Origin of the sequence: Pseudomonas sp. TREG-RG-20F-10-E-6-01 (assembly GCF_022662455.1) — a bacterium.
Classification (GTDB): Bacteria; Pseudomonadota; Gammaproteobacteria; order Pseudomonadales; family Pseudomonadaceae; genus Aquipseudomonas.
The window spans coordinates 609687-629584 of sequence record NZ_JAKNQP010000001.1; the positions used below are offsets into that span (position 1 = coordinate 609687).

18 protein-coding genes are annotated in these 19898 nt (G+C 61.3%); 8 read left to right on the forward strand and 10 right to left on the reverse strand.

The window, feature by feature from the left end; genetic code table 11:
* The first annotated feature begins 13 nt into the window (after nt 1-13).
* The 3 genes from L8K08_RS02960 to L8K08_RS02970 all read left to right on the forward strand — a co-directional run bounded on the left by L8K08_RS02960 (nt 14) and on the right by L8K08_RS02970 (nt 3102).
* On the forward strand, nt 14-613 hold the full coding sequence (locus L8K08_RS02960; protein WP_242194236.1) for a short chain dehydrogenase: 600 nt from the start codon (nt 14-16) through the stop codon (nt 611-613).
* A 97-nt stretch (nt 614-710) separates the two neighbouring features.
* Nucleotides 711-1382: a hypothetical protein gene (locus L8K08_RS02965; protein WP_106577112.1), complete on the forward strand. Its 672-nt coding sequence runs from the start codon at nt 711-713 to the stop codon at nt 1380-1382.
* A gap of 106 nt (nt 1383-1488) precedes the next feature.
* Nucleotides 1489-3102, forward strand: a complete 1614-nt coding sequence (locus L8K08_RS02970) for an NAD(P)/FAD-dependent oxidoreductase (protein WP_179606714.1) — start codon at nt 1489-1491, stop codon at nt 3100-3102.
* 136 nt (nt 3103-3238) lie between these two features.
* Here L8K08_RS02970 and L8K08_RS02975 read toward each other — a convergent pair whose 3' ends face one another.
* On the reverse strand, nt 3239-4333 hold the full coding sequence (locus L8K08_RS02975) for a PLP-dependent cysteine synthase family protein (protein ID WP_242194240.1): 1095 nt from the start codon (nt 4331-4333) through the stop codon (nt 3239-3241).
* 216 nt (nt 4334-4549) lie between these two features.
* Between L8K08_RS02975 and nhaA the strand changes: the two genes are divergently transcribed.
* Both nhaA and L8K08_RS02985 read left to right on the forward strand, forming a co-directional pair.
* Complete coding sequence (gene nhaA, locus L8K08_RS02980; protein WP_242194242.1) at nt 4550-5725, forward strand: Na+/H+ antiporter NhaA; 1176 nt, start codon at nt 4550-4552, stop codon at nt 5723-5725.
* 196 nt (nt 5726-5921) lie between these two features.
* Nucleotides 5922-7544, forward strand: coding sequence for a methyl-accepting chemotaxis protein (locus L8K08_RS02985; RefSeq protein ID WP_242194245.1), 1623 nt, complete (start codon nt 5922-5924; stop codon nt 7542-7544).
* Nucleotides 7545-7632: 88 nt separating this feature from the next.
* Here the strand turns inward: L8K08_RS02985 and L8K08_RS02990 are convergent, their stop codons facing one another.
* From L8K08_RS02990 to dinG, 6 genes are all read right to left on the reverse strand, one after another.
* Nucleotides 7633-8097 (reverse strand): glycine zipper 2TM domain-containing protein, encoded by a 465-nt coding sequence (locus L8K08_RS02990; RefSeq protein ID WP_003189251.1) that lies wholly within the window; start codon nt 8095-8097, stop codon nt 7633-7635.
* 266 nt (nt 8098-8363) lie between these two features.
* Nucleotides 8364-9011 carry a pyridoxamine 5'-phosphate oxidase gene (gene pdxH, locus L8K08_RS02995; protein WP_106577117.1) on the reverse strand — a complete coding sequence of 216 codons (648 nt, stop codon included), beginning with the start codon at nt 9009-9011 and terminating at the stop codon, nt 8364-8366.
* Between the two features lie 27 nt (nt 9012-9038).
* The gene (locus L8K08_RS03000) at nt 9039-10199 is read right to left on the reverse strand and encodes an OmpA family protein (RefSeq protein ID WP_242194247.1); all 1161 of its coding nucleotides are present in this window, start codon (nt 10197-10199) and stop codon (nt 9039-9041) included.
* A 143-nt stretch (nt 10200-10342) separates the two neighbouring features.
* Nucleotides 10343-11488: a serine hydrolase domain-containing protein gene (locus tag L8K08_RS03005; RefSeq protein ID WP_242194249.1), complete on the reverse strand. Its 1146-nt coding sequence runs from the start codon at nt 11486-11488 to the stop codon at nt 10343-10345.
* An 82-nt stretch (nt 11489-11570) separates the two neighbouring features.
* Entirely contained in the window at nt 11571-13868 is a 2298-nt protein-coding gene (locus L8K08_RS03010; protein WP_242194251.1) for a beta-galactosidase, read from the reverse strand.
* A gap of 98 nt (nt 13869-13966) precedes the next feature.
* Nucleotides 13967-16111, reverse strand: coding sequence for an ATP-dependent DNA helicase DinG (gene dinG / locus L8K08_RS03015; RefSeq protein ID WP_119738807.1), 2145 nt, complete (start codon nt 16109-16111; stop codon nt 13967-13969).
* A gap of 99 nt (nt 16112-16210) precedes the next feature.
* Between dinG and L8K08_RS03020 the strand changes: the two genes are divergently transcribed.
* The gene (locus tag L8K08_RS03020) at nt 16211-16675 is read left to right on the forward strand and encodes a CopD family protein (RefSeq protein WP_119738805.1); all 465 of its coding nucleotides are present in this window, start codon (nt 16211-16213) and stop codon (nt 16673-16675) included.
* A gap of 153 nt (nt 16676-16828) precedes the next feature.
* Here L8K08_RS03020 and L8K08_RS03025 read toward each other — a convergent pair whose 3' ends face one another.
* The 3 genes from L8K08_RS03025 to L8K08_RS03035 form a co-directional block, all read right to left on the reverse strand.
* On the reverse strand, nt 16829-17587 hold the full coding sequence (locus L8K08_RS03025) for a collagen-like protein (RefSeq protein ID WP_242194253.1): 759 nt from the start codon (nt 17585-17587) through the stop codon (nt 16829-16831).
* A complete protein-coding gene (locus L8K08_RS03030; RefSeq protein WP_145161953.1) occupies nt 17580-17873 on the reverse strand; it encodes a DUF1145 domain-containing protein in 294 nt (97 codons plus the stop codon). Before L8K08_RS03030 ends, L8K08_RS03025 begins: the two co-directional genes overlap by 8 nt.
* Nucleotides 17874-18033: 160 nt before the next feature.
* A complete protein-coding gene (locus tag L8K08_RS03035; protein ID WP_145161951.1) occupies nt 18034-18729 on the reverse strand; it encodes an OmpA family protein in 696 nt (231 codons plus the stop codon).
* Nucleotides 18730-18919: 190 nt separating this feature from the next.
* Here L8K08_RS03035 and L8K08_RS03040 point away from each other — a divergent pair, with 190 nt between their 5' ends.
* Nucleotides 18920-19417 carry a DUF6231 family protein gene (locus tag L8K08_RS03040; protein ID WP_145161948.1) on the forward strand — a complete coding sequence of 166 codons (498 nt, stop codon included), beginning with the start codon at nt 18920-18922 and terminating at the stop codon, nt 19415-19417.
* 2 nt (nt 19418-19419) lie between these two features.
* Entirely contained in the window at nt 19420-19890 is a 471-nt protein-coding gene (locus L8K08_RS03045; protein WP_145161945.1) for a YchJ family protein, read from the forward strand.
* Nucleotides 19891-19898: the final 8 nt, after the last annotated feature.

Sequence of the window (19898 nt, forward strand, 5' to 3'; positions counted from 1 at the left end):
GAGGAACAGCACGATGAAAATTCTATTGATTGGCGCCAGCGGCACGGTCGGCTCGGCAGTCAAGGCAGAACTGGTTCAGCGTCACGAAGTGATCAGCATCGGTCGCACACGCGGCGATTTCCAAGTGGATATCAGTGACAGCGCGTCGATCCGCAAGCTGTTTGAGCAGACCGGCAAGTTCGATGCCCTGATCTGCGCGGCCGGTAGCGTGAATTTCGTGGCGCTGGGTGAAATGAGCGAAAGCGATTTTGAACTGGGCCTGCGCGACAAGCTGATGGGCCAGGTCAACCTGCTGCTGATCGGCCGCGAATATGCCAACGACGGCGCCTCGTTCACTTTCACCAGCGGCATCCTCAACCGTGACCCGATCCGTACCGGCGCCTCGGCCGCATTGGTCAATGGCGCAATTGACGCCTTCGTCAAAGCCGCGGCGATCGAATTGCCACGCGGCCTGCGCGTCAACGCCGTGAGCCCGACGGTCCTGCTGGAAGCCATGGGCAGCTATGCCCCGTATTTCCGCGGTTACAAACCGGCTCCGGGTGCCGACGTGGCACTGGCCTACGCCAAAAGCGTAGAAGGCTTGCAGACCGGCCAGACGTTTATCGTCGGCTGAATCCGGCGTCTGTCAGATTTGCCTGAAGCAGGGCGCTGGGGTTGTGGTGCGGCCTCAGCCTGCGTAACGTGGCGGCACTTGTTTGGAGACCCGATAAATGCGCGCCGCCCGTACCCTAGTTCTGTTTGCCCTGCTGCCTCTGTTCACCGCTTGCCAGATGTTCGAGAGCGAGCCGGCAAAGCCGTCTACCGCCGGGTTGACCCGCATGCAGGGTGAATTGACGGCCGTTGACGGCAAGCTGTTGTTCCAGCCTTGCGGTGACAAACGCAACTACGTGGTCAACGACGCCGGCGGCACCAGCATCCTGCAGGAAGCCGCCTCACTGGCTGGCCAACAGGGCGCATTGTTTGCCGACTTGCGCGGCAAGTTCTCCGGGGTTGCCACTGGCACCCAGGGGTCGGTAGAGCTGCAACAGCTTTATCGCATGGAGCGTTCGACCTCGGCCTGCAACGACCCGGACTTCAAGCGCATGGTGCTGCGCGCCAATGGTCATAAACCCGCCTGGGCGATGAATGTGACCGCCAAGGGCATGGTGCTGGAGCGCGAAGGTCAGCCACCCTTGGCGGTGCCTTTTGTGGAAGAGCAACTGGGCGACGGCCGTTTCAACCTGATGACCGAAGCCAATAACCAGCACATCGAACTCTGGGTCGCGCCGCAGCGTTGCATCGACAGCGTCAGCGGCAGCCTGCAACACATGACCGCCGAATTGCGCGTCAACGGCCAAGTGCAGCGTGGTTGCGCGGCATTCGGCGGTTCTCGCGACGACTGATTCGGCCCAACGCTGTTTTAACGTGTCGGAAAACCGCCTTTGGGGCTTATAATCGCCGGTTTGCAAAACAGCCGGCCTTTTTGTCTGCCGCCTACCGGATCCCGTCATGTTACGAATCACCGAACTCAAGCTGCCCATCGACCATCCCGAAGAAGACCTGCGGCCTGCCATCGTGCAGCGCCTGGGCATCGCCAGTGATGACCTGCTCGATTTCACCCTGTTCAAACGCAGCTATGACGCCCGCAAAAAGTCGTCGGAGCTGTGCTTCATCTACACCATCGACCTGAACGTGAAAGGCGAAGCCGCCCTGTTGCTCAAGTTCGCCGATGACCGCAACGTCAACCCGGCGCCGGATGTCAGCTACAAGGTGGTGGGTCAGGCGCCGGAAGGCCTGGTCGAACGGCCAATCGTGGTGGGGTTTGGTCCGTGCGGGATCTTCGCCGGGCTGCTGCTCGCGCAGATGGGCTTCAAGCCGATCATCCTCGAGCGCGGCAAGGAAGTGCGCCAGCGCACCAAAGACACCTGGGGCCTGTGGCGCAAAAACGTGCTCAACCCCGAGTCCAACGTGCAGTTTGGTGAAGGCGGCGCCGGGACCTTCTCCGACGGCAAACTCTACAGCCAGATCAAGGACCCGAAATTCCACGGTCGCAAGGTCCTGCACGAGTTCGTCAAGGCCGGTGCGCCGGAAGAGATCCTCTACGTCAGCAAGCCGCACATCGGCACGTTCCGCCTGACCGGCGTGGTCGAAAACATGCGCCAGCAGATCATCGCCCTGGGCGGTGAAGTGCGTTTCGAACAGCGCGTTACCGATGTGCTGATCGAAGACGGCCAGCTGAACGGCGTGGTTATCGACGGTGGCGAGCAACTGCTCTCCAAGCACGTGATCCTGGCCCTGGGCCACAGCGCCCGCGACACCTTCCGAATGCTGCACGGGCGTGGTGTGTACATGGAGGCCAAGCCGTTCTCGGTGGGCTTCAGGATTGAACACCCGCAATCGCTGATCGACGCGGCGCGCCTGGGCAAATACGCCGGGCATCCGAAACTCGGCGCGGCCGACTACAAGCTGGTGCACCACGCCAAGAACGGCCGCTCGGTCTACAGCTTCTGCATGTGCCCGGGCGGCACGGTGGTGGCGGCCACGTCCGAGCCGAACCGCGTGGTAACCAACGGCATGAGCCAGTACTCGCGTAACGAACGCAATGCCAACTCCGGCATCGTCGTCGGCATCACGCCGGAGGTGGATTACCCGGGTGGCCCGCTGGCGGGTATCGAGTTGCAGGAGCGCCTGGAGTCCCACGCCTACATCCTCGGCGGCAGCAACTACGAGGCCCCGGCGCAACTGGTGGGGGATTTCATCGCGGGCAAGCCGTCCACGGCCATCGGCAGCGTGGAACCGTCCTACAAGCCCGGTGTGTCGCTGGGTGACTTGGCCCTGGCCTTGCCGGACTTTGCCATCGAAGCAATTCGTGAAGCGTTGCCGGCGTTCGAGAAGCAGATCAAAGGCTACTCGTTGCACGATGCGGTGCTGACCGGGATCGAGACGCGCACGTCCTCGCCGCTGCGGATTACCCGTAACGAGTCGATGCAGAGCTTGAACGTGAAAGGTTTGTTCCCGGCCGGTGAAGGTGCGGGTTATGCCGGTGGGATTCTGTCAGCGGGCGTTGACGGAATTCGGATTGCCGAGGCGCTGGCGCGGGATATGTTGGGCATCGAGGCCTAAGCACTCTGTTACAGCCAACCCCGATCAAAGGTGGGAGCTGGCTTGCCTGCGATGGCGGTGGTTCAGTCGATAAGTTCGGCGACTGAGACTCTGCCATCGCAGGCAAGCCATCTCCCACATTGGTTTTTGCCGGTGTTCAGATGTTTGCGCGCAGGATTGTCTCCGGCAACGGCTCACCGCGTTCAACACTGGCCGCAACAGCCGCAATCAGCCCGCTCAACGCATAACCTTGCCCGGCGAGCCACGCCTGATCGTAGTAAGTAGTGGCGTACCGCTCTCCCCCGTCACACAAAATCGCCACGATCGACCCAGACTCCCCTGCCGCTTGCATCTGCTGGGCCGCCACCAAGGCACCGATCAGGTTAGTCCCGCTGGAACCACCGACCCGCCGCCCCAGACGCTCGGCCAGGTAATGCATGGCTGCCAGTGACAGCGCATCCGGCACCTTGACCATCGCATCAATCACCTTGGGCAAAAACGACGCCTCTACGCGTGGCCGGCCGATCCCTTCGATCCGCGAACCGCAATCCAGGCGCAAGCTGGCATCGCCCGTCTGGTAATAGTCAAAGAACACCGAGCGTTCGGCGTCGGCACACAGCACGCGGGTGCAATGCTGGCGATAGCGCACGTAACGCCCCAGGGTCGCGGTGGTGCCGCCGGTACCAGGACTGGAAATCAACCAGCTCGGCTCGGGGTAATGCTCAAAGCGCATCTGTTGAAAGATCGACTCGGCGATATTGTTGTTCGCCCGCCAGTCCGTCGCGCGCTCGGCATAGGTGAATTGATCCATGAAGTGACCGCCACTTTCCTGCGCCAACCGCTCGGACTCGGCGTAGATCTGCGTCGGATCCTTCACCAGATGGCTCTTGCCGCCATAGAAGGCGATCTGGGCAATCTTCTCCTGAGACGTGGTGGCCGGCATCACCGCAATGAACGGCAGGCCAAGCAGGCGCGCGAAATACGCTTCCGAAATGGCCGTCGACCCACTGGAGGCCTCAATCACCGGCGCGCCAGGCTTGAGCCAGCCATTACACAGCGCGTACAGAAACAGTGAACGGGCCAGCCGATGCTTCAAGCTGCCGGTGGGGTGGCTGGACTCGTCCTTGAAGTACAACTCGATACCCGGCAACCCCGGCAACGGCAAAGGGATCAGGTGCGTGTCGGCGCTGCGCTGGAAGTCCGCTTCAATGATGCGAATGGCTTCGCGGGCCCAGGTACGGTGGTCGCTCATAAGGTGCGTCTCTAAAGATTTCAGCGCCAATTTTAGGGAGTTTCCTACACTGCACACAGATACAGTGGCGACTCAAATAGACACACAATTGCTAGGCTCTGGCGCAACGCCGACCCTGCCCGCTCCTTATAACAAATAAGAATATAACTTTTGTTTTAACAACTAACGGTACGGGTTAGGGTACCCACCTATTGAACCTGGATTGGAGAGCATCCCTTGCCTCTGCGTAGCACTTTCACCCGTTTCTTCCAGCTGGAAGCCGCCAGCGGTCTGTTGTTGATCGCCGCTGCGGCCTTGGCGCTGATCATCAACAATTCACCGTTGTCGCACCTCTACAACGCCTTTCTCGACGTACCAGTGGTGGCACAGATTGGCGCGCTGAAAATCGCCAAGCCTGCCCTGCTGTGGATCAACGACGGCCTGATGGCCTTGTTCTTCCTGCTGATCGGCCTGGAGGTAAAGCGCGAGCTGCTCGATGGCCACCTGTCCAAACCCTCGCAAGTGGTACTGCCGGGCGCCGCAGCCATTGGCGGCATGGTGGTGCCGGCGCTGATCTACTGGGCGATCAACAAGAACTACCCCGCCGCACTCTCCGGCTGGGCGATCCCCATGGCCACCGACATCGCTTTTGCACTGGGCGTGCTCGCCCTGCTGGGCAAGCGCGTGCCGGTGTCGCTGAAACTGTTCCTGATGACCCTGGCCATCATTGATGACCTTGGCGCAATCATCGTCATCGCCGTGTTCTACTCCGCGGACCTGTCCGGCGCTGCTCTGGCGGGTGCAGGCGCATGCCTGATTGCCTTGATCGCGATGAACCGCCTGGGCGTGATCAAACTCGGGCCCTACCTGATCATTGGTCTGATCCTGTGGGTGTGTGTGCTCAAAAGTGGCGTGCACGCCACGCTGGCCGGCGTGACCCTGGCCTTCTGCATCCCGCTGCGCACCAAAAATGCCGAGGCCTCGCCCCTGCAGACACTGGAACACGCCCTGCACCCGTGGGTGGCCTACGCCATCCTGCCGCTGTTTGCCTTCGCCAACGCGGGCGTTTCCCTGGCCGGCGTGAGCCTGGAAAGCTTCACTCACCATGTGCCAATGGGCATCGCCGCCGGCCTGTTGATCGGCAAGACCATCGGCGTGTTCGGCCTCACCTGGCTCGCCATCAAGACCGGCCTTGCCGCGCTGCCCAGCGGCGCGAACTGGGGCCAGGTGTTCGGGGTGGCGATCCTGTGCGGTATCGGCTTTACCATGAGCCTGTTTGTCGGCTCACTGGCGTTCGTGCCGGGTGCCAGCGAATTCGCCGGGGAGGATCGAATGGGCATTCTGACCGGGTCGATCCTGGCCGCGTGTATGGGTTATGCCGTGACCGCGATGGCGAGTCGCAAGAAAGCCTGAGGGTTCTGAAGGCACCCAAAAACCCCAATCGGTGAGCCCGATTGGGGTTTTTCTCTTTCTGAAGAGGACACTTGCCTCAAACGCCTAAAGACTTTGCGCGCGCCGCCGATTAGTGATTGTGTCGCTAGCACTGTTCCTGCCAGGGACACCCGCCCGACACAGCTCTCCAACGCGTATCCAGCCGAGCGAAAATCCCATGTTCCTGAGAAATATAAGAATCGCTGCCAGAGCCTTCATTGGCTTCGCAGCTATTGCGTCGCTGAGTGTGTTTCTCGGTCTGTTCGCCCTCAAGCAGATTGGCGAAGTCCAGTCCCAGGCTGCCGACATTCAGAACAACTGGATGCAGCGTGTCAGGATTCTGGCCCTGGCCAACGCGTCGCTCGACCGTTTTCGCTTGGGCGAAATGGCGCACATCCTGTCGGCAAGCGATGCGGAGATGCAGACCTATGAAGACAAATCCGCTGGCCGCCTGAAAAGCGTCAAGGAACAGCTGACCCAATATGCCGCGCTGCTACGCACATCCGAGGAAAAATCGCGTCTGGATGTGTTCAACCAAAGCCTGGATGCCTACGCGAAGAACCATACCGAAATGCTCAAGCGCTCGCGCTCGGGCGACAAAGCCGGCGCCCGCGACTTTCTCAACAGCATTCGAGAAAGCTACGAGCAGATGACCAAGAACTTCGACCAGTTGATCGACCTCGCCAACAAAGGCGCCGAACAGGCCGGCCAAACCTCCGTAGGCGCTTACCAACATGCGGTGAGCGGCATCACCATCGTCATTTTGCTGGTCAGTGCCGGCACAGTGCTGGTGGCCTGGTTACTGACCCGCAGCATTACCGGCCCCATCATTGAAGCGGTGCAGGTGGCCGAAACCATCGCCAAGGGCGACCTCACCCATCCCATAAACCCTACGGGCAATGACGAAGCCACCCGCTTGCTGCGGGCGCAAGAAACCATGCGAAACAACCTGGTGCAGACCTTGCGGCAAATCACCGGCTCATCCAGCCAACTGGCCGCTGCTGCCGAAGAGTTGAATGCCGTCACCGCCGAGGGTAGCCGCGACCTGCAACAGCAACATGGCGAAATCGAGCAGGCAGCCACGGCCGTCACTCAGATGACCACTGCGATTGAGGAGGTTGCGCGAAACGCAGCATCGACCTCCGACCTGTCCCAGGAATCGCGCAGCATTGCGTTGAAGGGCCAACAGCGCATGGGCGAGGCATTGAATTCGATTCAAGCGCTGACCCGTGGGGTCGAGGTCAGCTCAGGGCAAGTTGGCGGCCTCGCCGAACAGGCTAAAGGCATCGGCAAAGTACTCGATGTGATCCGCACCATTGCCGAGCAAACCAACCTGCTGGCGCTTAACGCCGCCATCGAAGCTGCGCGTGCCGGTGAGGCCGGACGTGGTTTCGCCGTGGTCGCCGACGAGGTTCGTGCACTGGCCCATCGCACCGCCCAATCGACCCAGGAAATCGAGCAGATGATCGGCAGCATTCAGGCCAACACGGCCAGCACCGTCAACACCATGCTCGACAGCAGCGCCATGACTCAGCAAACCTTGGGGCTGGCCGAGCTGGCGCAACAAGCGCTGGCAGACATCCTGGCTGCCAACGATGAGATCAATGACCGCAACCTGGTGATTACCACGGCGGCGGCGGAACAAGCCGACGTTGCTCGAGCAGTCGATCGCAACTTGCTGAACATTCAGCAGCTGTCGATTCAGTCGGCAGAGGGCTCGACTCAAACGACCGCAGCCTCGCAATCCCTCGCCAGCCTGGCGCATGAGTTGAACACGATGGTCAAGCACTTCCAGGTTTGACATCACGCAGCGTGCGCGGCACACCGCGCTTGCAATAAAAAACCCCAACCGATCACTCGGTTGGGGTTTTGTATTTCAGGGCCGGCGCTTAGCGAGTAACGCGGCTGGTACCGTCAACAGTCATGATGCGTACACGGTCGCCGATGCGGAAGATTTCATTTTCCTGCACGGCTTGGACGTAGGCACGCATGCTGCCGTCGTCTTCGCGAACGGTGATTTCCACACCTTGGGTGCGGGTCAGGCCTTCTTCGGTGGCCGAGCCCAGCAGGCCGCCGGCTACGGCGCCGATCACGGCGGTAACAATGCTGCCACGGCCGCCGCCGATGGCGCTGCCGCCAACGCCGCCGATGACTGCGCCAGCAGCGCCGCCGATTGGGGTCTTGGTGCCTTCGATTTTCACTGGACGCAGGGATTCAATGGTGCCCATGCGAACGGTCTGTACACGACGCGCCTCGTCACGGGAGTACGAGTCGCCGGTCAGACTCGAGGCGCAGCCACCCAACAGCAACGACAGGGTGGTAAAGCAGGCAACTAGTAAAACGGACTTACGCATAGCATCAACTCCAAAGGACAGGTATTCATTAGACGCTGCGGCTTGGCGCCTGTCACGGCGAGTACCGCAGAAAATTGCTTTCATTCAGCCTTAGTACAGACTGCCAGCACCAGAAAAATAGACGAACGGTTGCACTCAACTGTTCCGAAGAATGTCATGGACGCGTTCATCATTATTGTAGTCGCGCAGCAGCACACGCCGAAGACTTATGGATAAAGACTTCGCCGTGGCGGGCAACATTCGAACGAGGTGACGAAAGGTGAAACTCAGGGCGCGAGGCGCTCACGAGTCCACTCGCCGGCTTGCAGGCGGTAGTTGAGGCGATCATGCAGGCGACTGGCGCGACCCTGCCAGAACTCGATGCGCTCGGGCAGCAGGCGATACCCGCCCCAATGCTCAGGGCAATCGGGTTGGATGTCGCTGAAACGCTGCTCGGTGGCCTTTAGCAAGTCTTGCAGCTCTTCGCGATCACGGATGACCCGGCTCTGCGGTGACGCCCAAGCCCCAAGACGGCTGCCCAACGGGCGGACCTGAAAATAAGCATCCGACTCTTCGGGCGTGACCTTGACCACCCGCCCTTCGATGCGCACCTGGCGCTCCAGGGTGGGCCAGAAGAAGGTCATGGCTGCAAACGGCTGTGCCGCAAGCTGTTCGCCTTTGGCACTCTGATAATTGGTGAAGAAGGTAAAACCCTGTGTATCCAGGCCCTTGAGCAGCAGGATACGACAGTGCGGACGACCGTCCTGGTCGACCGTGGCCAGAGTCATGGCATTGGCTTCCACCGGTGGCTGCTCGGTTTTCACCGCATCGGCAAACCACTGGTGGAACAATGCAAACGGCTCGCCCGGGGCCTGGGCCTCGCTCAAACCGTCCCGTGTGTAGTCACGGCGCATATCGGCCAGTGCCTGGGTCATGCGGCTTTATCCTTCTGGTTCAGCAGATCAGTTTTTCGCCTGGTCGTTTGTCGCTGGAGCGTCGGCCTTGGGTGCGGCTTTTTTCGCGGCCGGCTTGGCGGCAGCTTTTTTCGCAACGGGCTTGGCAGCGGCTTTCTTGACCGGAGCCTTTTTCGCCGGGGCGGCTTTTTTCGCAGCAGGCGCCGGTACGGGAGCGGGTGCGGTCTGCACGGCAACCATTTCCGCAACCGGTGGCTTGCCCGAGTTGTACTTGCTCAACAACGCCAACATCGTTGTACGCTGAGTGAACATGATTTCCATGCGACGGTTCAGCGCACGCCCCTGATTGCTATCGTTGGCAGCCCGCGGCATAAGGTCGCCCATGCCACGCATCATCAGGCGATCCTGCTTCAAGCCGCTGAGGCTGAAAATCGAAGCGATGGACTGCGCGCGCTCGCGGGTCAACGCCTGGCTCGCGGGCTCGGCACCATTGGTGTCGACGTGGCCTAAGACCAACACAGCGGTCTTCGGATCGCCTTCAACCGCCTTGGCCACGCGAGTGAACGGGCCCAACGTAACCGGCAGCAGCATCGCCGGGCGTTTCGGGTTGTAAGAGCCATCAACCGGGGCGATCACGACCAATACGTTCTCGCGACGCTCCAATTGCAGGTTGCTGTCCTTGATGGCCGCACGCAGGCGCGGCTCATAGTCGTCCAGCCAGGCTTGAGTGATTTTCGGGTCAGGCATCGGCACGTTGGTCACGTCGACCTTGGCCAATGGTTTTGGCTTGCTTTCGAAAGGCCACCACCATTTGGTGTCGGTGTCGGTCTTGGCGACTGCCGGGGTCGTCGGGTCTGCAGCCTTGAGGTCGGCTTTCAGATCGGCCTTGGCATCAGCCGCTTTTTCATCGGCGCTTTTAGAGGCGAACGGCCACCAGCTGGAGCCGGTCTCGGCCTTGGCTACGGGCGCAGGGGCGGCAGCAGCGGCAGGCGCTGGAGCAGCGGCGGCGGCAACCGGGGCTGCAGGCTTGGCGCCAGCGGCTGGTTTTGCATCCGGCATGGCGTCGGTTTTGGTTACTGCGTCCTTGGTAGCAGCCTTGTCTGATCCAAATGACCACCAATGCCCACCTTCGGCATCATTTTGTGGAGTTTGTGCGCAACCCGTAATTGTGAGGCACAGCGCCAGTGCCAAGGACTTGTTCGATAACATGAGATATCCACAAAATGAGAAAAAACCGGAGGGTCTGGTTGACCCGTTAAACAGACGCTTACAGAACATTAAAGTTACAAAATTTCGTTCAGCGCCTTCTTATAGTTGCCTTTGTAACAAAAAAACGTGAAACAGCAAGCTCTTTACAGACAACCGGCCAATATTCCGACCAACTTCTGTGCACGCGGGTCCATAAGTACATAAGGCCCCAGTGTATTAGTCACGAAACCAAATGCTACATCATGTTCCGGATCGGCAAAACCGACCGAACCACCCGCGCCCGGATGCCCAAACGCACGTGGGCCAAGGCCGAACGTCGCATTGGGCAAGTGCGGTTGATCCAACATGCAGCCCAAGCCGAAACGGGTTTGTGTCAATAAAGTTTTATCCGGTCCGATACTGTGTTCGCGGGTCAATTGTTCGAGCATGTCCGCTTCGAGCAAACTACCGTCCAACAGTCCGCTATAAAACCCCGCCAGGCTACGCGCATTACCGTGACCATTTGCCGCCGGCTGCTGCATGCGCCGCCATTCGGGCTTATTAGTGCTTGTCAGAATAGACGGTGGGTTGGCAAATGCACGCGTTGTCATGGCCGCAGGTTCGCGCATCATAACTTGCAATAATCGTTGAGCGGCTTCATCGCCCATATTGCCTTTGCTGCGCGCTATATGCGCAACGCGATAAAACTCTTCGTCCGCCAGGCCAACATGAAAGTCCAGCCCCAATGGCCGCGCAACCCGCGCAACAATTGATTCACCGGGCCCACGCCCGTCGGCGCGACGCAACAATTCACCGACCAGCCACCCATACGTGATGGCCTCGTAGCCGTGGCCTTGGCCGGGCGTCCACCATGGGGCTTCGGCCGCCAGGGTGTCGACCATCAGTTGCCAGTCGTAGAGGGCTTCGGCGGGGAGCATTTCGCGAATCGCCGGCAACCCGGCCTGGTGGCAGAGCAGCTGGCGCAGGGTGATGGCTTCTTTACCGGCTGCGGCAAACTCGGGCCAGTAATTGGCGACAGGGGCGTCGAGTTGCAACTTGCCCTCGGCCACCAATTGCAGGGCCGTCACGGCGGTGAAGGTCTTGGTGCAGGAAAACAGGTTGACGATGGTGTCGCTGTGCCAGGCCTCGGCACCGTCCTTGTCGGCGGTGCCGGCCCACAGGTCGACGACGGTTTCGCCGCCGATCTGGATACACAGCCCGGCACCACGCTCCTGCGGGTCATCGAACAACGCGGCGAATGCCTCACGTACCGCTTCGAACTGGAGCTCGTAATGACCCTGAATCTGCACCTAAGCCGCCTCGGAAAACACCGTAATAAGTGGCCGACATTGTTCCAGTCATTGGCGGTTTTGTGAACCCGTCAAATATGAATCAATGGCCATTTCCAGAGTGACCGCCAGCATGCCCGGCGCCCTGCCCCGCGCCTCTGCCGTCGTGCCCCGACTTGCCGGCTTCGCTCTCACGCACCCCGCTGGCGGCCTTGGCTTTTTCGGCTTCCTTGCCCAGTTGGTCGACGGCCGCCAGGTTGCTCTTGCGCACGCTGTCGACAAAGCCCTGGAACGGCACATCCGTGATGCCTACAAGGCCAAAGTGGCCGTTTTCACCGTCCAGCAGACGCCCCGTCACAGGTTGGTCCAGGTATTGGAACCAATGCACGCCGACGATCGACGACTCAGCCATGGCTTGCTTGAGGAAGTTGCTGTACGCCACGCCACGGTCTTCTTCCTTGGCCAACTGAGTCACGCCGCCCCAGAACGGACCGCGATCCGCCGAGCCGAAGTTGAATTCGGTGATCAGTACCGGCTTATCCAACGCGCGCAGGGCGGTGAAGTCGTAACCGTCCTGAGGCTTGAGGGTGTACATGTTGAAGCTCAGCACATCGCAATACTGGGCGCACGACGCCACGGCTTCCGGGGTGCTGACGGCGTAGCGGCCACCCAGCAGGAGCTGGTTGGGCGCGTGCCACTTCAACGAATCGGAGATGGTCTTGAAATAGGCATCGGCGAAGGTCTTCTGGAAGTACTTGAAGTCCGCTTCGATTTCCGGGTGCTCGGGGCTCGGCATCGGTGGCTCGAAGCCGGGGTCTTCCATCAGCTCCCAGCCCGACAGGTGAATGCCCCAGGCTTTGGAGAGGCCTTCTTCATTGCGGTATTTGTCACGCAGTTGTTTGAGGAACGCACGTTTGGCCGGCACGTCGGTGGTCATGCGCAAGGTCCCGTAGGCCAGGGCGTAACGCGATTTTGGATCGTCGCCAGGGCCGGCCCAGGCCAGCTCGTTGTCGGCAAAAAAGCCGATCAGCCACGGGTCATCGCGGTGATCGCGGGCCGCGATCGCCACCGCGCGCTCGGTGGCCATGGCGAAACGCGGGTCGAACGGGTCGGGCATGCCGCCCCACCAGTCAGTGCCGGTGCTGATGCTGGCGTAGTCACCGACAATCGACAGCGGCAAGGTGTACGGCACGCGGTCGGCGCTGGCCAAATCCTCGTCGCTCCAGTTGCCCACGGTGTTGAAACCCCAGGCTTGCAGGCGGTCCAGCGTGTGCGTGACCCAGCGCTTGTGATCAAAACCCTGCGTGTCATAGGTGCGCTGCAGGTTGGCGCCATAGAAGTCGTACCAACGCCCCACATTAAAGCCCCGGCCCTGGTCAGCGCCGTTGCCGCCACGGTTATCCGCACTGCCGTAATACTTGTCGAACGGCTCGCCGGACTTGGGCAGCGCGGCAAACATCCATTCGCGGCCGGCCACGTAGGTTTGGTTATCGTCCGGAGCAACCGTATTGACGCCCAGGGAGTAGAACGGATGGCCTTCCGGCGTCACCAGGTACCAGCGCCCGTCGCGCTTCTCGGTGCGGAAAAAGCCGCTTGCTTCGAACGCCGGGCCTTTGTTCCAGCCGCCATATTGGTCCAGGGCAGACTTGTCGCGCTCAGCCAGCCAGCCCTTGAGCTGTTGCTGCTCCTTGGCCGCTGCGGCTTTGAGTTGTTCGTCGCTGCTGACTTTTTCCGGCCAACGCGCGCGCGTGGACTGACCATACGCATCCACCAGCGCGCTGTAGGCAGCCTTCAGCACCGGCTCGCTGTCCTGCACGCCAAAGCGTTCCAGCAGGATGCTTTGGGCAGCATTGGGCTTGATCATCGACAGGGTGACCGACGCCACTTGGCTACGATCGATTGCCCCGGCGCTGCTGGCCAACAGCACACGCTGGCCCTCCACGGTAATCGGCATCGGCGGCCCGGCCTTCATGCCCTGGCTCAGCGGCGAGTTGGCCTGCAGCGGAATCAGCAGGGTTTGGGCGGGGCCGGCCGGCAGGTCGATGCGGCTGACCAGCGTCTGGCCGTCGGTGCTTTGCACCTTGACGTAGAGGGTCAGCGCCCAGTCCATGGCGCTTTGGATACGCAGGCTCATGGCGCCGGACTGCGACCAGTCCCACACGCCGGTCTGCGGGCTGAGCACCAGGCTCGGTTCGGCCGCCGGGTTGAAGGTGATGCGGCGCAGCACCTCGCCCTCAGCGGTTTGTTCGGCGTTGTATTGCGGCAGGCTCGCGTCCTGGGTCGCGACCTTGACCACATCGGCAGGCCGGACGAAATTGAACAGCGTTTGTTGCCCGGCAGGCGCGGCCATCAAGGGCGCGGCGAACAACAAGGCAAACAGAGCGGGCAGCGTGCGAATCATACGAACAAGGTTCTCCCAAACGGCCGGTGAATGGCCTGATGACGTAAAGCGTTGGCAGTGAGATAGACCACGAAGTGGGCGAATTCGCCCACAGTGGTTTAAGAAATTTCGCGCCTGAAGGGCGGCAAAGCATTGAGGATAGCCTTGCCATAGCGTTGCGTGACCAAACGGCGGTCGAGCAAGGTGATGGTGCCTCGGTCTTCCTCGGTACGCAGCAGGCGCCCGCAGGCCTGGACCAGCTTCAAGGAAGCATCCGGCACCGAGATTTCCATGAACGGGTTACCGCCACGGGCTTCGATCCATTCGGCCAAGGCCGCCTCGACCGGGTCATCCGGTACCGAGAACGGGATCTTGGCGATCACCACGTGTTCACAGTAGGCACCGGGCAAGTCCACGCCTTCGGCGAAACTGGCCAGGCCGAACAACACGCTGGAATCACCGCCATCAACACGCGCTTTGTGCTTGTTCAAGGTTTCCTGTTTGGACAGGTTGCCCTGGATGAACACCTGCTTGCGCCAGTCACGGTCAAGGCCGTCGAACACGTCCTGCATCTGTTTACGCGAGGAGAACAGCACCAGGGTGCCGCGTGAACCTTCCACCAGGTCCGGCAAGTCGCGGATGATCGCGGCGGTGTGCGCGGCCGCGTCGCGAGGGTCGGCCTTGAGGTCCGGCACTCGCAGCACACCGGCATCGGCATGGTGAAACGGGCTCGGCACCACGGCGGTGACGGCCTTCTTCGGCAGGCCGGCACGCATGCGGAAGCGGTCGAAAGTGCCCAGCGCGGTCAGCGTGGCCGAGGTCACCAGGCAGCCGTAGGCCACGTTCCACAGGTTGCGGCGCAGCATTTCGGCGGCGAGGATCGGGCTGGCGTTGACCTCGATATCAAACAGCGCACCGCTTTCGGACAAGGTCAGCCAGCGCGCCATGGGCGGGTTGTCTTCGGGGTCTTCGACGGTAAAGGCGGTCCACAGCTCCCAATTGCCCTGGGCGCGCGACAGCAGGCTGCCGAACAGGGGGTACCATTCCTCGGCCTGGTTGCTGGCGATACCGATGTTGACCTCGCCGTCCATGCCTTCCTTGAGCAGGTCGGTCAGGCGGGTGAACAGGTCGGTCAGCCGTGAGAAGCCTTTCTTCAGCTCGATACCCATTTCACGCATGTGCTCGGGGATCAAGCCGCCGACGAAGCGATGACGCGGCCGTTCGCGGCCTTCGACGTCTTCGCCGGGCTTGAAGTCGGCGACCTGCTCGCAGGCGCTGAACATGAATTGCTGCTGGGTCTTGATCTCGCGCGCCAGCTCCGGCACCTGCTCGATCAGCTTGCCCAGATCGCCGGGCAACGGGTGCTGGGCGAGCAATTTGGTCAGGTTCTTGGCGGTGGTTTCAAGCCAGTCGGCGGTGGAACGCAAACGGGTGTAGTGGGCGAAATGGCCGATGGCCTTATCGGGCAAGTGGTGCCCTTCGTCGAATACGTAAAGGGTGTCGCGCGGGTCCGGCAACACAGCGCCGCCGCCCAGGGCCAGGTCAGCCAGGACCATGTCGTGGTTGGTGACAATCACATCGACCTTGCCCATGCCCTCGCGGGCCTTGTAGAAGGCGCACTGGCCGAAGTTGGGGCAATGCCGGTTGGTGCACTGGCTGTGGTCGGTGGTCAGGCGCGCCCAGTCGGCGTCTTCCAGGGCGGTGGGCCAGCTGTCGCGGTCGCCATCCCATTTGTTGCCGGCAAGTTTCTCGATCATGCTGGTAAACAGCTTCTGGCTGACTTCATCAACCTCGATCTTGAAGCCTTCCTCTTCGAACAGCGATGCCGTGGCGGTCTGGGCGTGACCTTCCTGCAGCAATACGTCGAGCTTGGACAGGCACATGTAGCGCCCACGGCCCTTGGCCAGGGCGAAGGTGAAGTTCAGGCCGCTGTTGCGCATCAGGTCGGGCAGGTCTTTGTAGACGATCTGCTCCTGCAGGGCGACGGTGGCGGTGGCAATCACCAGGCGCTTGCCGGCGGCCTTGGCGGTAGGAATCGCGGCCAGGCTGTAGGCCACGGTTTTGCCGGTACCGGTGCCGGCCTCGACGGCCACGACCGCGGGGTCGCCACTGCGCCGACCTTCGTCGTCGGTGTCGATATCCCCGAGGACTTTGGCCACTTCGGCGATCATCAGGCGTTGGCCGTAGCGCGGTTTCAAGCTCTTGGCTTCGAGAAAACGCGAATAGGCGCCCTGGATCGTGGTTTTGAGTTCAGTGCTGATCATGGATAGTCGGGCGCAAAAAACGCTGGATAAATTTTCAGTGGTTCGGATCGGCCGCTATCATACCCCGCTAATTAATCCCGCGCAGAACGGAGTACCACAATGACCGCGTTTAGCCTCGCTTACACCCTGCATGTATTGGCCGCCCTGGTGTGGGTCGGCGGTATGTTTTTCGCCTGGATGATCCTGCGCCCCGCCGCCATGGCGGCACTTGAGGGCCCTGCCCGGCTCAAGCTGTGGGCGAATGTGTTTCAACGTTTTTTCGTGTGGGTCTGGGTGGCGGTGCTGGTTTTGCCGATCAGCGGCATCGGCCTGCTGCAACTGCGCTTCAGTGGTTTTGAGACCGCACCGCGCTATGTGCAGGTGATGATGGGCTTGTATCTGGTGATGACTGCGCTGTTTATCCGTATCCAGGCGTTGAAATTCCCGGAACTGCGCACAGCGGTAGCGGCCGAGGACTGGCCGGCGGGTGCGGCTGCGCTGGGGCAGATTCGCAAGCTGGTGGGGATTAACCTGATTATCGGCCTGGTGGTGGTGGCGATTGCTTCAGCTCGGCCGATGTTCTGAAGCTGCCGACTACAGTGGCGAGCGGGCTTGCCCGCGTTGGGCTGCGAAGCAGCCCTGAAACCAGACGGCGCGCGCATCTGTAAAAACGCGGTGGCCTTATTGGGGCTGCTTCGCAGCCCAACGCGGGGCAAGCCCGCTCGCCACAGTGATGCGTTAGAGCCTTTGGATCGTCACAGCACCCGCAGGCCCAGCCGGCCCCGGTTGCCCTTCCAGCCCTGGCCGGCCCTTCTGGCCACCATCGGCGCGGTACACCAGGCAGCCCTTGGATTGCCCACCTTTGCCCGGTTTACCGGCCGTGCCGGCCAAACCGCCCGCACCGCCATCCACCCAGACCTTGATCTGCTCGGCCGGGAAGCTCTGCGGCAGCTCGACGCGTACGGTCGCGCCCGCTGCGCCTGGCAGGCCATCACCGCCATTGTCGCCATTGGCGCCGCGCCCGGCTGAACCCCAGGTGCAGCCCGGGTCCACGCCATTGGCGCCATCCAGGCCGGCATAGCCTTGGGCCCCGGCGCCGCCACGGGCGTCCACCGACAGTTCATCAGCGGTCAGCACGTTGATGCGCAGGACCAAGTCACGCCCCGCCTTGGCGGGTCTTTCGTGGGTGCCGGGAGCACCGCGCGAAGTGATCTGGCTGCCATGTTCCAGTTGCGCATTACGCACCTGCAATTGCAGCGCGGTATTGCCGGGGGCGATGGCGATCCGCGCTTCACGGCCCAAATGCAGCTCATCCACCGTCACTTGGCTGATGGTCGCCGGAACCAGCAACGTGCCGTAATCCGCCACATCCAGGCGTTCGAGCTGCAAAACGTTGGTGCTGCTGGGCAGGCGCATCAGCGAGTTGGTTTCGACACTGACGCTCTGCGCCAGGGCAATGGGGCTGACCAACAGGGCCAACAGAAAAACCTTACGCATGATTGGCCTCCTTGTTTGCTTCATCAATAACGGCAGGCGCCGACAGGCCCCGCACATGGAACATCCCCACCAGCAGAATCTGCAGGCGGTCACGCCAGGGGTGGGCACGGTGTTTCAGGCTGCTGTTGAACAACAGCAATTCCAACAGATGAGTAAGCAACAGCAGACTGCCGGCCAGACTGACCAACAGGTGAAACGGATTGGCGAGCGGCCGGAATAAATTGACCACCACCACAACCCAGAACAGCAACGTCAAAAACTTTCCCAGCCCCCAAAACACCTTCATCCTGCATGCCCCTGCCTATTATTCTTTGGGCGCACAGTACCGACTTCTGCAGGCGATTTGCCAGTGAAGGATGAAAAAACTTGATAAAGGCACGGTTTGCTTGCGGTTTCGGCGAGGATCGCCAGCAATGCCCCTGTGGCTCCCACAGGGGCAAAGGCCGTCAGCGGTTGATTTTGATTTCCACACGACGGTTCAAGGCTCGACCGTCAGCGGTTTTGTTATCGGCCACCGGCTGACTTTCGCCCGCGCCCACCACCGATACAAAGTTGCTGCGCGGCACGCCCGCACTCACCAGGTAATCGGTTACCGAGTGCGCGCGTTTTTCCGAGAGTTTCTGGTTGTAGGCGTCTTTGCCGACGCTGTCGGTATGCCCGCTGACCCGCAGCTGTGCGCTCGGGGCTTCACGTTTGAGGCGCGTGGCGATGGTGTCGAGCTTGGTTTTGTCCGCCGCCGTCAGCTTGGCCGAGTCGAACTCAAAGTGCACATCGCGGATCACGATGGTTTCTTCCTTGACCACGACCACCTCTTCCACCACGGCCGCCACTGGCACAGGTGGGCAGCCATTGACATCAACCTGCACGCCCTTAGGCGTGCCCGGGCACTTGTCGCGGCTGTCCGGCACGCCATCGCCATCTTCGTCGCCATCACCGTGCACCCAGCAATAGGCGCCCGCCATGCCGCCGACCAGCAGCGCGCCATAACCCGCGTATGCCGAACTTTGAGTGGCGCCAATCGCTGCGCCGGTCACACCACCGACGGCTGCACAGGTGGGCCAATCGGTTTTTTGCAAACCTGCGCAACCTGTCAATACTCCGGTTAGCAGAACCAAGGGTAGAGCTGTCCGCATGATGCTCATCTGATTTCTCCTGAGGGGATCGGCGGGGGCCGACGGGTGGAGTAAAGACCGCTCTTTTCATCTGCGCCACTGCGCCGCACCCCCGTGTTTATTGGTGATCGCCCTGTGTGCAGGACTTTTGCACGCCGCCCGCTCTAGGCCCGCACGCTCAGCCGCGCTAGTCTCTAGGGTCCTGATGTGAGGATCTCTGATGACCGCTGGTATTTCTTCCCGTACGCCACAGCAAGCGCTGGCCGCCTTGCTGGATTTGCACCAGCCCAAACGCCTGTTGTTGTTGGGTGCCAGCCAGTTCCCGGCGCTGGAGGCCTTTGAGGCCGAGCACCCGGACACCCAGGTAGCGATTGCCGCGCCTGGGCCGTTACCGGCAGAACTTGCGGCGCAGCGTTTTGACCTGGCGCTGGTGGTCGATTGCCTGGAGCACCTGTCAAAACCGCAAGGCCTGACGCTGCTTGGCGGCATTCGCAACCTCAATGCCAGTCGCATTGCGGTGCTGGCAGACCTGAACGCCTGCGGCTGGAAGGAGACCGATTTTTTCTCTCTGGCGCTGCAAGCCGGTGAGCGCTTCCAGCGTGATGATCAGGTTCTGACGCTGTTTACCTATGATCTGCTTGACTATAAACAAGTGCCGGACTGGCTCAACGCCCGCTTCTGGGCCAACCCGGAAAACTTCGGAAAGTATTGGTGGTAACCATGAGTACACCCATTTGCCCGTGTGGCAGCGGCAATCTGCTGGATGCGTGCTGCGGCCATTATCACGCCGGCCACCCGGCGCCCTGCGCCACCGCGTTGATGCGTTCGCGCTATAGCGCCTACGTGCTGGGGTTGGTGGACTACCTGGTAGCCACTACTTTGCCCGCGCAACAAGCCGGACTGGACCGCGCCGCCATCGGCGCCTGGAGTGCGCAGAGCACCTGGCTCGGCCTTGAAGTGGAAAGCTCCGAAGTGTTTGGCGGCCAGCCGGAGCATGCGTTCGTGACGTTCACCGCTCGCTGGCATGACAGCACCGGGGAACACAGCCACCGCGAGCAGTCCTCTTTCGTACAGAATGAGGGGCGCTGGTACTTCATCGACCCGACAGTGGAGGTGAAGGCCGGGCGCAATGATGTATGTTTGTGCGGCAGTGGGCAGAAATTCAAGAAGTGCTGCTCCAGCTACCTCTAATCAACTGA

Coding starts and splice junctions, on each gene's coding strand:
- L8K08_RS02970 (WP_179606714.1), top strand. CDS start 1,489: ATGTTACGAATCACCGAACTCAAGCTGCCCATCGACCATCCCGAAGAA.
- L8K08_RS03040 (WP_145161948.1), top strand. CDS start 18,920: ATGACCGCTGGTATTTCTTCCCGTACGCCACAGCAAGCGCTGGCCGCC.
- pdxH (WP_106577117.1), bottom strand. CDS start 9,011: ATGACCCAGGCACTGGCCGATATGCGCCGTGACTACACACGGGACGGT.
- L8K08_RS03010 (WP_242194251.1), bottom strand. CDS start 13,868: ATGATTCGCACGCTGCCCGCTCTGTTTGCCTTGTTGTTCGCCGCGCCC.
- L8K08_RS02975 (WP_242194240.1), bottom strand. CDS start 4,333: ATGAGCGACCACCGTACCTGGGCCCGCGAAGCCATTCGCATCATTGAA.
- L8K08_RS03020 (WP_119738805.1), top strand. CDS start 16,211: ATGACCGCGTTTAGCCTCGCTTACACCCTGCATGTATTGGCCGCCCTG.
- L8K08_RS03035 (WP_145161951.1), bottom strand. CDS start 18,729: ATGAGCATCATGCGGACAGCTCTACCCTTGGTTCTGCTAACCGGAGTA.
- L8K08_RS03030 (WP_145161953.1), bottom strand. CDS start 17,873: ATGAAGGTGTTTTGGGGGCTGGGAAAGTTTTTGACGTTGCTGTTCTGG.
- L8K08_RS03045 (WP_145161945.1), top strand. CDS start 19,420: ATGAGTACACCCATTTGCCCGTGTGGCAGCGGCAATCTGCTGGATGCG.
- L8K08_RS03000 (WP_242194247.1), bottom strand. CDS start 10,199: ATGTTATCGAACAAGTCCTTGGCACTGGCGCTGTGCCTCACAATTACG.
- L8K08_RS02965 (WP_106577112.1), top strand. CDS start 711: ATGCGCGCCGCCCGTACCCTAGTTCTGTTTGCCCTGCTGCCTCTGTTC.
- dinG (WP_119738807.1), bottom strand. CDS start 16,111: ATGATCAGCACTGAACTCAAAACCACGATCCAGGGCGCCTATTCGCGT.
- L8K08_RS03025 (WP_242194253.1), bottom strand. CDS start 17,587: ATGCGTAAGGTTTTTCTGTTGGCCCTGTTGGTCAGCCCCATTGCCCTG.
- L8K08_RS02985 (WP_242194245.1), top strand. CDS start 5,922: ATGTTCCTGAGAAATATAAGAATCGCTGCCAGAGCCTTCATTGGCTTC.
- L8K08_RS02960 (WP_242194236.1), top strand. CDS start 14: ATGAAAATTCTATTGATTGGCGCCAGCGGCACGGTCGGCTCGGCAGTC.
- L8K08_RS02990 (WP_003189251.1), bottom strand. CDS start 8,097: ATGCGTAAGTCCGTTTTACTAGTTGCCTGCTTTACCACCCTGTCGTTG.